9 protein-coding genes are annotated in these 12240 nt (G+C 67.3%); 6 read left to right on the top strand and 3 right to left on the bottom strand.

The features are described 5' to 3' along the window. Positions 1-21: 21 nt before the first annotated feature. The gene (dinB, locus tag KW836_RS11435) at positions 22-1119 is read right to left on the bottom strand and encodes a DNA polymerase IV (RefSeq protein WP_175124061.1); all 1098 of its coding nucleotides are present in this window, start codon (positions 1117-1119) and stop codon (positions 22-24) included. Positions 1120-1194: 75 nt separating this feature from the next. On the opposite strand from dinB, the gene KW836_RS11430 reads away from it, so the two are divergent. Beyond that, the gene (locus tag KW836_RS11430) at positions 1195-1617 is read left to right on the top strand and encodes a PaaI family thioesterase (RefSeq protein ID WP_175124060.1); all 423 of its coding nucleotides are present in this window, start codon (positions 1195-1197) and stop codon (positions 1615-1617) included. Between the two features lie 17 nt (positions 1618-1634). Here the strand turns inward: KW836_RS11430 and KW836_RS11425 are convergent, their stop codons facing one another. Continuing rightward, on the bottom strand, positions 1635-2090 hold the full coding sequence (locus tag KW836_RS11425) for a BPTD_2524 family lipoprotein (RefSeq protein ID WP_175124059.1): 456 nt from the start codon (positions 2088-2090) through the stop codon (positions 1635-1637). Positions 2091-2245: 155 nt separating this feature from the next. Here KW836_RS11425 and KW836_RS11420 point away from each other — a divergent pair, with 155 nt between their 5' ends. Next, positions 2246-4162 (top strand): S9 family peptidase, encoded by a 1917-nt coding sequence (locus KW836_RS11420; protein WP_218343371.1) that lies wholly within the window; start codon positions 2246-2248, stop codon positions 4160-4162. Here KW836_RS11420 and KW836_RS11415 read toward each other — a convergent pair. Continuing rightward, a complete protein-coding gene (locus KW836_RS11415; RefSeq protein ID WP_175124057.1) occupies positions 4152-5381 on the bottom strand; it encodes a GGDEF domain-containing protein in 1230 nt (409 codons plus the stop codon). The two genes, KW836_RS11420 and KW836_RS11415, sit on opposite strands and share 11 nt — an antisense overlap. Positions 5382-5994: 613 nt before the next feature. On the opposite strand from KW836_RS11415, the gene pgaA reads away from it, so the two are divergent. The 4 genes from pgaA to pgaD are packed head-to-tail and all read left to right on the top strand — an operon-like array spanning position 5995 to position 12229. After that, positions 5995-8397 (top strand): poly-beta-1,6 N-acetyl-D-glucosamine export porin PgaA, encoded by a 2403-nt coding sequence (pgaA, locus tag KW836_RS11410; protein WP_255595395.1) that lies wholly within the window; start codon positions 5995-5997, stop codon positions 8395-8397. Positions 8398-8418: 21 nt separating this feature from the next. Beyond that, positions 8419-10452 carry a poly-beta-1,6-N-acetyl-D-glucosamine N-deacetylase PgaB gene (gene pgaB, locus KW836_RS11405; protein ID WP_218343369.1) on the top strand — a complete coding sequence of 678 codons (2034 nt, stop codon included), beginning with the start codon at positions 8419-8421 and terminating at the stop codon, positions 10450-10452. After that, on the top strand, positions 10449-11786 hold the full coding sequence (gene pgaC / locus KW836_RS11400; protein WP_218343368.1) for a poly-beta-1,6-N-acetyl-D-glucosamine synthase: 1338 nt from the start codon (positions 10449-10451) through the stop codon (positions 11784-11786). Before pgaB ends, pgaC begins: the two co-directional genes overlap by 4 nt. Beyond that, positions 11783-12229 (top strand): poly-beta-1,6-N-acetyl-D-glucosamine biosynthesis protein PgaD, encoded by a 447-nt coding sequence (gene pgaD / locus KW836_RS11395; protein ID WP_175124053.1) that lies wholly within the window; start codon positions 11783-11785, stop codon positions 12227-12229. The genes pgaC and pgaD overlap by 4 nt, the downstream gene beginning before the upstream one ends. Positions 12230-12240 lie beyond the last annotated feature (11 nt).

Here is a 12240-nt window from a genome sequence, read left to right as displayed (position 1 = left end):
CGCATCCCATAGGGCCCGGCTTTAGAAGGCCCCTCCAAACAGATCCGGCTGGCGCGACTGCTCGCCCGGATCTGCGAAGTTGCTCATCCCCACCCCCGCCAGCCGGTACAGCGTGTCCGGCGGCAGTTCCACGCGTTCGCACAGCAGCCGCGCCAGCGCGGCCAGCTCCATGGCCGACGTTGGCGGCTGGGCGCAGGTCTGGCTGCGCGTCAGGATGCGGAAGCGGTCGGTCTTCAGCTTGAGCACCACCGTGCGTCCCAAGGCGCCCTTCTTCAGCGCCTGATCCCACACCTTTTCCGCCATGCGGTCCAGGGCGTCGCCCACGGCCTCCAGCCGGACGTCGTTGGAAAACGTGGTTTCGGCCGACACCTGTTGCAACGGCTGGTCGGTCTGGACCTCGCGTTCGTCGATGCCGCGCGCCAGCTCGTACAGCCGCCGGCCATAGCGGCCGAAGTAGTGCTCCAGCTCCTGCGCGCTGTGCGTGGCCAGGTCGCCCACGGTCTGGATGCCAAGCTGCTCCAGGCGCGCCTGCGTGACTTTGCCCACGCCCGGCACCTTGCGCACGGGCAAGGGTTCCAGGAATGCCAGCACCTTGCTGGGCCGCACCACAAAAATGCCGTCGGGCTTGTTCCAGTCCGACGCGATCTTGGCCAGGAATTTGTTCGGGGCCACACCGGCCGACGCGGTCAGTCCGGTTTCCTCGCGGATCTGCTGGCGAATCACCTGCGCCACCTCGGTGGCCGATGGCAGCCCGCATTTGTTGACCGTCACGTCCAGGTAGGCCTCGTCGAGCGACAAGGGTTCGATCAGGTCGGTATGTCGGGCGAAGATCTGCCGCACCTGTCGCGACACGTCGCGGTAGCGGTTGAAATCGGGCGGCACGTAGATCGCGTGCGGACAGAGGCGTTCGGCCTTGATGGCCGACATGGCGGAATGGATGCCGTAGCGCCGCGCTTCGTAGGACGCCGCGCACACGACCGAGCGCGGTCCGGTCCAGGCCACCACCACCGGCTTGCCGCGCAGGTCGGGATTGTCGCGCTGCTCCACGGACGCGTAAAACGCATCCATGTCCACATGCACGATTTTGCGCGCAGACTGCGCCGACGCCTGCCCCGTCATGACCTCAATCCCGTGGCAAAAACATATATTATGACCGGCGGCAATCCGCTATCCCTTCTCGCCCACGACGGTTCCATGACTGCTCCCGCCTCCGCCAAAACCGACTATTTCGGCCTGACCATTCCCTTCATGAGTTTCATCGGCCTGGTGCCGGAAAGCATTGCGCCCGCCTATGCCCGCACGACGCTGCCGTGGCGCGAAGACCTGACCAACAGCCGCGGCGACGTGCACGGCGGCACGCTGATGAGCGTACTGGACTTCACCTTGAGCGCCGCCGCGCGCGGCTCCGCGGACGCCACCGAGGGAATGGCCACCATCGACATGAACACCACGTTCCTGTCTCCCGGCACGGGCGATCTGGTCATCGAAGCGCGCTGCCTGCGCCGCGGCGCGTCCATCGCCTTCTGTGAGGGCGACATCCGCCGCGCCGACGGTGAACTGGTGGCGCGCGCCACCGCCACCTTCAAGATCATCCGCCGCCGTCCGGGCGGCGACTGATCTATTTTCGTCCTGCCTTATTTCGGCAGGTCGCGCGTCGGCTTGACGGGCGGGCGCGGATCCAGCGGCATGTACGTGCTGCACGACACCAACCCGTAATACACCGCGTCCTGCATCGCGCGCATGGCAGCGGGGTCCCACGTGCCCTTGCCCCACATCACGATACGCACGTCCGTGGACTTCGGCCCCTCGGACTTCAGGTCAACGCGCGACATCTCGCGATCGGAATACGGCGCCAGCACGCGCACCACACCGGATTGCGCGCTTTCGTTCAGGTCGGAAACGACGCGGTAGGCGTTGTCGGTGCTGCGCAGGCACGCGTTGGACTGGCGGATGACCGCATCGTAGGCGTCCTTGAAGGCCACTGGCGCCTTGAATTCGCTGTGCGGCGACGCGCTGTCCGGCGAAATGCCGAGCGAGCAGCCGGCCAGCCCCAGGGCCAGCGCCGAGGCCGCGACCAGATTCCTGTACATGTAAATCTCCAGAAGAAGTGCCGCGATTATCCCGCAAACCGCCTGGCGGCATAAGTGGCGCCGGATCGGCGGGGCCGGTTCGACACCCCTTGCGCGGCTATGGCATTATCGACCAGCCTATTTGCAACGCGGATCGACATCACGGAGGTTTCCCCTTGTTCTCATTTCTGCGCACCGTCCTGGCTGCCGGCATCGTCGGCGCCTCCCTGGGTGCCTGCGCCACGCAGCCGCCTCCCCGCGCCTATCCCCTGAAAGATTTCTTCCGCAATCCTGAGCGCGGCTATTTCCGGCTGTCCGACGACGGCCAGACGCTATCGTTCATGCAGCCCACCAGCGTGGACGGCAACCCCGCCCGCATGAACATCTACGTGCAGCCGCTGCAAGGCAGCCAGCTCGTGGGCGAGCCGCGCCAGCTGACCAGCGAGACCGCGCGCGACATCAGCGGCTATTTCTGGAAAGGCCCGGACGTGGTGCTGTACCAGAAGGACTTTGGCGGCGACGAAAACTTCCACGTCCTGGCCGTCAACGCCAAGACCGGCAAGATCACGGACCTGACCCCGTACGAGGGCGTACGCGCCGGCATCGAGGACGACCTCGAAGACGACCCCGACCACGTGCTGATCAGCCACAACCAGCGCAACCCCGAGGTCTTCGACGTCTACCGCGTCAACGTCCACACCGGCGCGGCCGTGCTGGTGGCGCAGAATCCGGGCAACATCGTCGGCTGGCAGACCGACCACGCGGGCAAGGTGCGCGCCGCCGTCGCCAGCGACGGGCTGAACACCACCCTGCTCTACCGCGACGACGAAGCGTCCGACTTCCGCCCGCTCATCACCACCGACTACCGCACCAGCGTCAGCCCCGCATTCTTCACGTTCGACGACAAGAAGTTCTACGCGCTGAGCAACCGCAATCGCGACAAGCTCTCGCTGGTCGTCATCGACCCGGCCACGCCGGACGCCGAGGATGTCATCTTCACGCCCGAGGCCGTCGACCTGGACGGCGCCGCGTTCTCGCGCAAGCGCCGCGTGCTGACCGTGGCGTCCTACCAGACCGACAAGCCGCAATACAAGTTCTTCGACGGGGAAACCGAAGCGCTGTACAAGACGCTTGCCGATCTCCTGCCGGGTTACGACGTCGTCATCCAGGGCGGCAACCGCGACGAGAACAAGTTCATCGTGGCGGCCTACAACGACCGCACGCCCGGCGCGCGCTACATCTACGACGCCGTGGCCGGCACGCTGACCAAGCTGGCGGACCTGAACCCGGCCATCCCCGAGGCTGACATGTCGCGGGTGCAGCCCATCAGCTATCAGAGCCGCGACGGCCGGACCATCCACGGTTACCTCACGCTGCCCGCCGGCCGCGAACCCAAGAACCTGGCCTGCGTCGTCAATCCGCACGGCGGCCCGTGGGCCCGCGACGGCTGGGGCTACAACCCCGAAGTGCAATTCCTGGCCAACCGCGGTTTCTGCGTGCTGCAGATGAATTTCCGCGGCTCCACCGGTTACGGCCGCGACTTCTGGGAAGCCGGCTTCGGGGAATGGGGCCTGAAGATGCAGGACGACATCACCGACGGCGTGCAATGGCTGGTCGAGCAAGGCATCGCCGACCCCAAGCGCATCGGCATCTATGGCGCCAGCTACGGCGGCTACGCGACGCTGGCCGGCGTGGCCTTCACGCCGGACCTGTACGCCGCGGCCGTGGACTACGTGGGCGTATCGAACCTCTTCACGTTCATGAAGTCCATTCCGCCGTACTGGAAACCCATGCTGGACAAGATGCAGGACATGGTGGGCGACCCGGTGCGCGACCACGACCGCCTGACCGCGACTTCACCGGCGCTGCACGCGGACAAGATCAAGACGCCGCTGTTCGTCGCGCAGGGCGCCAAGGATCCACGCGTGAACAAGGACGAGAGCGACCAGATGGTCTCGGCGCTCAAGGCCCGCGGTGTGGACGTGGAATACATGGTCAAGGACAACGAAGGCCATGGCTTTCACAACGACGAGAACAAGTTCGAGTTCTACGAGGCCATGGAGAAGTTCCTGACGGAACACCTCAAGCCGTAGTCCCTGCGGTTTCCGCTTCCAGGGCATTCGCGGCGGCCGGCAGGCCGCCGCTTGTCTTGACGACGCCGCGGCCGCTCCAGGCCATTTCCACGCGGTCCCGCCCCTGCTCCTTGGCCCGGTACAACGCCACGTCGGCCCGCGCCAGGATGACGTCGGCGCTGTCGCCCGGCTGGTAGGACGCCAGCCCGCCGCTGGTGGTCAGCTGCACTTCCAGCCCCTGCAGATAGAGCGGCATGTCGCGCAACGCGTCGCAGACGCGCTGCGCCTGCACCAGCGCGCTCGCCGGATCGCAGTCGTACATCAGCAGCACGAACTCCTCGCCGCCCAGGCGGCCGAAGCGATCGCTCGAACGGACCGCATTCTGCACCACGCGCGCGAAGTGACGCAGCGCGGTGTCGCCGCCCGCATGGCCGTACCGGTCGTTGATGGATTTGAAGTGATCGATGTCCAGCACCAGCACCGCCAGCTTGCCGCCCGTGCGCTCACAGCGCAGCAGCTCGTGTTCAAGCTCGTCCATGATGCTGCGCCGCGAATAGGCTTGCGTCAGGCTGTCGAACGTCAGCGCGGCCTGCATCTTTTCCGCCTGGCTGGTCTGGATCATGAAGAGCAGCGCCAGGAAGAGTCCGGGCACCGTGACCGAGCCGCACACAATGAAAAATAGGCTCCAGGCCGACGGCTGCAGCAGCGACACCGGGGTCTCCACGCCCGCGCCGTAGACATATCCGCGCAGCGCGTGCAACGCCACCACCCCGAAAAATGCCAGCAGCAGATACAGCACGACGCCTTTTGTCTTGATGCGCCTGCGCTGCCGGAAGATGACGGCGCCGGTCGCTGCCATCAGCACGCAGGTGTAGACGGAATACAGCACCATGCGCCACACCAGGCTGTCGCTGCGGTACAGCAGCAGGGCAAAGCCGAAGGTGCAGAGCGAGCACAACAAGGTGGTGCGCAGGATATGCGGATGCATGCCGAAGAACTGGCGCACGCCGATGTACACCAGCGCGGCGGAACAGGCCCAGGCGGCGTTGGACACCATCACATAGGCGGCGGGCGGGATCATCTCGGCCGACGCGTAGGCCAGCAGGGACAGCACGGCCAGCGCGTTGGCCGCCATGAACGCAGGCACCCCTTCGACGCCGCGGACGTGAAAGGGCAGCAGCAACGGCAACGCCAGCGCCGTGGCCAGGCCCCACATCAGGAAAAACAAGCTAGTCGTCATGGTTCGCTCGGGCTCAGGCTCGTCGGCCCGCCCCGCCGTTGGGACTGCAGTTGCACTGGGTTCGCGCAAGCAAAGCGCGTTACACGTCAGCATTCTTGATGCTTTTTGTTACGAGAATGGCGAAAGGACGCGCATGACGTTTGCCCTGCCGGGCAACGCGCGTCCGTCCGACCAGAACCTTTACCGCCGCGCCAAGACGATTGCACGGCCTGCGACGAGAGAATACGCCAAGGCGCCTTCGCCGTGACGCCCCCTTTGCAGTAATTGACAGTTAACCACGGCAATTTTCCGTAAAGTTCCATCCGTCGACGACGCAGCATAAGCGCCGCGATCACGCCCCACGGGCGTGGCGCGTACTAGCCATGCACTCCGATAGCGCGAGTGCGAAGGTCCCCGTAGCGGGCGCCGCGCAAGTCCCAATCAAACGTTCATTTCCGCGCTGCAGGCGCCTGGTTCGCCTGTGGCCGCCCTTGCCGGGTGCTCGCGCCCGTCCGGCGTGGCGGAGCCATGGACGCCCCGAATTGCCACTGCGGATGTCATACAGATGCCAATCGAACGAACCAGGCGGTCAAACGCCGTTGGACCCAGACTGAACTTGATGGCGGCCAGCGCAATGCTCGCGCCCATGCTGACGCTGGCCGCCCCGTCAAGCCACTACGACGCGCTGATCGAGCGCGCTCGCGCCGGCGACTACGAACCTGCGCTGGAAATGCTGCGCGCGCAGGGCAGCGCCGCGGGCGTGCGGCCCGTTTACGACCGGATCGTCATCGCCGGCTGGGCGGGCAAGCCTGACGAAGCCATCGTCGCGTACGAGACGCTGCCGGCCGGCGCCGTGCCGCCGGCCAACGTCCAATTGGCCGTGGCGCGGGCTTACCGCGACCAGCAGCGCTGGCCGCAGGCGCTCGACGCCTACCGCCAGGGGATGCGCCGCCACCCGGACGAAGCCGCCTTCGCGGCGGGCGAGATCATGACGCTGGCGGACGCCGGGCAATTCTCAGCGGCGATCGCCGCAGGCGAGAAACGCATCGCCCGCCAGCCGCGCGACGCCGACGCCCGGCTGGCGCTCAGTTACGTCTACGCACGGCAGTCCCAACCATTTGAAGCCCTGCATCAGGCCGACCAGGCACTGGCGCTGGCGCCCGCCACGCCCTACGTGCTGCGCGAATACATCCGGGCGCTTCAGGGCGCCCGCATGGCCGACGTGGCGCTGGACTGGGCGCGTCGCCATGAAACGCTGTTCACCCCCGCCCAGATGCGCGCCCTGCAGGCCGACGCACTGGCGCAGGAGGCGCGGCTGGCGGCCATGCCCGCGCGCGGCGAGGCCGAACGGTTTGCCATCGCCGACCGCGCGCTGGCCGGCTACGACGCCGCGATTGCCGATTGGCGCAAACTGGGCAAAGACGCCCGCGCCGACGTGCTGCGCGCCCGCATCGACCGCCTGCACGCCCTGCACGCCCGGGTGCAGATGCAGATGCTGATCCAGGAATATGAGGCGCTGCTGGCCGAAGGCGTCGACGTACCGCGCTACGCGCTGAGCGACGTGGCCTCCGCCTATCTGTACCTGCGCCAGCCCGAGCGCGCCCGCGACCTGTACCGGCAGGTGGCCGCCAGCGACAGCGCGCCCGGCGACGATCCGGCGCAGCGTCTGGCCACGCAGACCGGCCTGTACTACGCGCTGGCCGAAGGCGAACAATTCGACGAAACGCCCCCGATCACGGACGCCGTCCAGGCCGGCTACGCCCCCTGGCTTTACTACAAGGGCCAGGCCACGCGCATGCCCAACGACCTGAACCTGGAAAGTCGCCAGACGCTGGCCGCCACGCACCTTCAGGCCGACGACACCATCGAGGCCCACCAGCGCCTGGCGCAGATGGTGCAGCAGGCGCCCAACAATTCCGCGCTGCGCAGCGATCTGGCCACCGTCCACCGCGCCCGCTCGCAGCCCCGCGCGTCGGAAATCGAACTGAAGCTGGCCGAAACGCTGGCGCCGCGCGACCTGGCGGTGGAGAACGGCCAGGGCTTCACGGCGATGGACCTGCAGGAATGGCGTCAGGCCGAAGCGCTATCCGCCGACACGCTGGCCCGCTCGCCCGAAAACCTGACCAGCCGGCGGCTGGCCCGCGAGTGGGAGGTCCACCGCAAGGCCGAGCTGCGCATCACCGGCTACCGCGGCCTGGCCTCGGACAGTCCGGTCACCGGCAACGGCGATTTCGGCATCGACGCCGTGTTGTATTCCCCGCCCATGGGTTACGACTGGCGCGCCTTTGGCGGCGGCGGCTACGCATCGGGTGACTTCGAGGAAGGCCGTGGCATCTACCGCTGGCTGCGCACCGGCGTGGAATGGCGCGTGCGCGATCTGACGGTGGAAGGCGAAGTCTCCACCAACGACTACGGCCACGGCGTCAAGCCCGGCGCGCGGCTGTCCGCCGCCTACGACCTGAACGACCACTGGCAGGTGGGCGGCTCGGCCGAAATCCTGTCGCGCGACACGCCGCTGCGCGCGCTGACCAACGACGTCTCGTCCAACGGCCTGTCGATGTACGTGCGCTGGCGCGCCGACGAGCGGCGCGAATGGACCCTGTCGGCCGCCCCGTCCCGTTTCAGCGACGGCAACACCCGTTGGGCATTCGCACTGACTGGCCGCGAGCGTGTCTACACCGCGCCGCACCTGAAGGCCGACCTGGAATTGGGCCTGTCCACCCAGCACAACAACCGCGACGACGCGCCCTACTTCAACCCCAGCGCCGATTTCCTGGCCCTGCCCGGCGTGCGGCTGACGCACACGCTGCACCGCCGCTACGAAACCGCATGGGAACAGATCGGCACGCTGGGCGCCGGCACTTACAGCCAGCAGGGCTACGGCACGGGCGGCGTCGTCGCGCTGGGCTACGGCCAGCGCTACCGCGCGAACGACGTTCTGGACATGGGCTTCATGGTCACCGGCACCAGCCGGCCCTATGACGGCGAGCGCGAGCGTGAACTGCGCGTCGTCTTCGACCTTGCCTACCGCTTCTGACCTGGCTTTTCCGGAAACGACATGATGCTCAAACTGCATACCCGGCTGCTCCTGGCCGGCATCCTGTTCCTCATGATTCTGGCGCTGACCGCCTGCGCCAAGGACATCCCCGTCTACACGCCGCCCGCCGAACGCCCGGTCGCGGCCATCGACAAACCGTGGGTCAATGGCCAGTTCCTGGCCCTGGCCTATCACGACGTTGAAGACGACGACCCCGATCAGGCCTTTCTCAGCGTGCGCACGGACCGGCTGGCCGAACAGTTGGCCTGGCTGCGCGCCAACGGCTACCAGGCCGTGTCGGTGGACCAGATCCTGGCCGCCCGGCAAGGCGGCAAGCCGCTGCCCGACCGCGCTGTGCTGCTGTCGTTCGACGACGGCTATCGCAGCTTCCATACCCGCGTGCTGCCCATCCTGAAAGCCTACGGATGGCCGGCGCTGCTGGCGCCCGTGGGCGTCTGGATGGACACCCCGTCCGACCGCCCGGTGGATTTCGGCGGCACGCCCGAGGCCCGCAACCGCTTTTTGAACTGGGACGAGATCCGCGAGATCTCGCGCTCCGGGTTGGTGGAAATCGCCGCGCACACGGACGCCTCGCACTATGGCGCGCTGGCCAATCCGCAGGGCAACACCGAGCCGGCCGCCGCCATCCGCGCCTTTGATGCGCGCACCGGCCAGTACGAGACCGAGGCGCAGTTTGACGCCCGCATGGGCCGCGACGTGGCCGCCATCACGGAAAAGATCCGCGCGGCCACCGGTAAGAAGCCGCGCGTGTGGGTCTGGCCGTATGGCGCGGAAGGCGGCTCCACGCTGCGCATCACCGCCGAGAACGGCTACGAGATGGCGCTGACGCTGGAAGACGGCCCCGGGCGCCTGTCCCGCCTGATGTCCACGCCGCGCATGCTGCTGGCCAGCGATCCGGCGCTCAAGTCCTTTGCCAACAGCGTGGTGGGCATGGAGGCCGACCCCTTCATGCGCGTCGCGCACATCGACCTGGACTACGTCTACGACCCGGACCCGGAACAGACCGACCGCAACCTGGGCGTGCTGGTGCAGCGCATCCTGGACATGCAGATCAACACGGTGTTTCTGCAGGCCTATTCCGACCCGCAGGGCGATGGGCTGGTGAAGTCGCTGTACTTCCCGAACCGCTGGCTGCCGATGCGCGCAGACCTCTTCAACCGTGCCGCCTGGCAACTGCACAATCGCGCCAACGTGATGGTCTACGCCTGGATGCCCGTGCTGGCCTTCGACATGGACCCGGCCTTGCCGCGCGTCGAGCGCTGGGATCCGGACACCGGGCAGGTGGCGCCCGACCCGGACCAGTACCGCCGCCTGTCGCCCTATGACGCCACCGTGCGCGCGCGCATCGGCGATCTGTACGAAGACCTGGCGCGCCAGGCGATCTTCGACGGCATCCTGTTCCACGACGACGCGCTGCTGTCGGACTTCGAGGACGCCAGCCCCGGCGCGCTGGCCGCGTATCGCGCGGCGGGGTTGCCGGACAGCATCGCGGAACTGCGCGCGGATCCGGACACGATGCAGCGCTGGACCCGCTACAAGAGCCGCTATCTGGTGGATTTCACAGCGGCGCTTGCCGAGAAGGTGCGCGCCGTGCGCGGGCCGCAGATCAAGACGGCGCGCAACATCTACGCCCAGCCCATCCTGAATCCCGACAGCGAAACCTGGTTCGCGCAGAACCTGGACGACTTTCTGGCCGCGTACGACTGGACCGCGCCGATGGCGATGCCGCTGATGGAGAACGTCGCGCCCGGCAAGGAAAACGCGTGGCTGGACGAGCTGGTCGACACCGTCGCCCGCCGGCCCGGTGCCCTGTCCAGGACCGTGTTCGAACTGCAAAGCCGCGATTGGCGCACCGGCCCCGGCCGGCCCGACGCCACGCCCGTGGACACCGACGTGCTGGCCGGCTGGATGCGCCGCCTGCAACTGCGCGGCGCCCGCAGCTTCGGCTACTACCCCGACGATTTCTCGCAAGACCAGCCCCGGTTGCAAGGCATCCGGCCCGCCATCTCCGAAGCCTGGTATCCCCTCCAATGACTGATCGATTGATTGCCCTGCTGATTCTCTGCGCGGTGCTCGGCGCGCCGTTTGGATTCACCCTGATGCTGACCGGCGAAGCGCTGCTAGGCTTCGTGTTCTTCTATCCGCTGTTCATGTCCGGCATGTGGATGGCGGGCGGCATCTACTTCTGGTGGCACTGGGAGCGCCACTGGGCATGGGGGGCTGAACGCACCCCGCCCGAACTGGCCGGCTCGCCGCTGGTGTCGATTCTGGTGCCGTGCTTCAACGAAGCCGACAACGGCGAAGAAACCCTGCTTGCGGCGCTGAACCAGAACTATCCGCACATCGAGGTCATCGCCATCAACGACGGGTCGACCGACGGCACGGCCGCGCTGCTGAACCGCATGGCCGCCGAACACGCGCGCCTGCGCGTCGTGCATCTGGCGCAGAACCAGGGCAAGGCCATGGCGCTGCGCATGGGCGCGCTGGCGGCCCGCAGTGAATACCTGGTGTGCATCGACGGCGACGCCCTGCTCGATCCCGATGCCGCCGCCTATCTGGTGGCGCCGCTGATCGACAACCCGCGCGTCGGCGCCGTCACAGGCAACCCGCGCATCCGCACCCGCTCCACACTGATCGGGCGCATCCAGGTTGGCGAGTTCTCTTCGATCATCGGACTCATCAAGCGCACGCAGCGCGTGTACGGGCAGGTCTTCACGGTGTCGGGCGTCGTCGCGGCGTTCCGCCGCGTTGCGCTGGACCGCGCGGGCTACTGGAGCCTGGACATGATCACCGAGGACATCGACATCAGCTGGAAGCTGCAGCGCGACCACTGGTCCATCTTCTACGAGCCGCGCGGGCTGTGCTGGATCCTGATGCCCGAGACCCTGCGCGGATTGTGGAAGCAGCGGCTGCGCTGGGCGCAGGGCGGCGCGGAGGTGTTCCTGAAGAACCTGCGCTCGATCTGGAACTGGCGCCACCGCCGGCTGTGGCCGCTGATGGCCGAATTCTGCCTGTCGACCGCCTGGGCATTCGCGTTCGGGCTGTCGGTGGTGCTGTGGCTGGTCAGCCAGGTCGTCGCGCTGCCCAACAACATGCAGATCGCCAGCCTGCTGCCGCCCGCCTTCACCGGCATGATGCTGGCGGTCGTGTGCCTGCTGCAGTTTGCCGTCAGCATCCTGATCGACCGCCGCTATGAGCCGGGCCTGGCGCGCGCGCTCTACTGGGTCATCTGGTATCCGCTGGCCTACTGGATGGTAAGTCTCTTCACCACGCTCGTCAGTTTCCCCAAGGTCATGCTGCGCAAGCAGGCCCAGCGCGCCCGCTGGACCAGTCCCGACCGCGGCATCAAATCACCGGAGGCATCATGATCATCACCACGCAACGCTCGCGCGCGGGCTATCTGTTCGACTTCGCGCTGACCGCCTTCGGCTGGTTCGCGTTCGTCTACCTGTTTGGCGCCGGCATCCTGGCCATTCTGCGCGGGGCCGCCAGCGGCCCGGACGCGCCGCTGCTGCCCGTCTTTCTGCCGACGGTGCAGACCTTGTGGGGCTACGCCGTGCTGGCCGTGGTCAACGCGGCGGTGCTGGTGGCGTGGGCCGTGTACAACCACCGCCGCTTCGGCGGCAAGGACCGCCGCAAGCCGATCCGCCCGCTGACCGACCAGCGCCTGGCCAAGAGCTTTGAAGTCAGCGCCGACCAGTTGACGCAACTGCGCGCCACCCGCGTCGCCGTGATCCACCACGGCAGCGCGGGGCAGATCGACGGCATCGAGCACCGCCTGCCGCGCCTGCAATCGCTGCGGGCGGGCTGACGGGACGGCGG

The sequence above is a fragment of the Achromobacter sp. ACM05 genome (assembly GCF_019218915.1).
In the GTDB taxonomy this organism is placed as follows: domain Bacteria; phylum Pseudomonadota; class Gammaproteobacteria; order Burkholderiales; family Burkholderiaceae_B; genus Achromobacter; species Achromobacter animicus.
This window is presented reverse-complemented; position numbering and strand designations above follow the sequence as displayed.

What these genes read in the sequence shown, in the direction of transcription:
- dinB (WP_175124061.1), bottom strand. Translation starts at nt 1,119, where the DNA reads ATGACGGGGCAGGCGTCGGCGCAGTCTGCGCGCAAAATCGTGCATGTG.
- KW836_RS11430 (WP_175124060.1), top strand. Translation starts at nt 1,195, where the DNA reads ATGACTGCTCCCGCCTCCGCCAAAACCGACTATTTCGGCCTGACCATT.
- KW836_RS11425 (WP_175124059.1), bottom strand. Translation starts at nt 2,090, where the DNA reads ATGTACAGGAATCTGGTCGCGGCCTCGGCGCTGGCCCTGGGGCTGGCC.
- KW836_RS11415 (WP_175124057.1), bottom strand. Translation starts at nt 5,381, where the DNA reads ATGACGACTAGCTTGTTTTTCCTGATGTGGGGCCTGGCCACGGCGCTG.
- pgaA (WP_255595395.1), top strand. Translation starts at nt 5,995, where the DNA reads ATGCTCGCGCCCATGCTGACGCTGGCCGCCCCGTCAAGCCACTACGAC.
- pgaB (WP_218343369.1), top strand. Translation starts at nt 8,419, where the DNA reads ATGATGCTCAAACTGCATACCCGGCTGCTCCTGGCCGGCATCCTGTTC.
- pgaC (WP_218343368.1), top strand. Translation starts at nt 10,449, where the DNA reads ATGACTGATCGATTGATTGCCCTGCTGATTCTCTGCGCGGTGCTCGGC.
- pgaD (WP_175124053.1), top strand. Translation starts at nt 11,783, where the DNA reads ATGATCATCACCACGCAACGCTCGCGCGCGGGCTATCTGTTCGACTTC.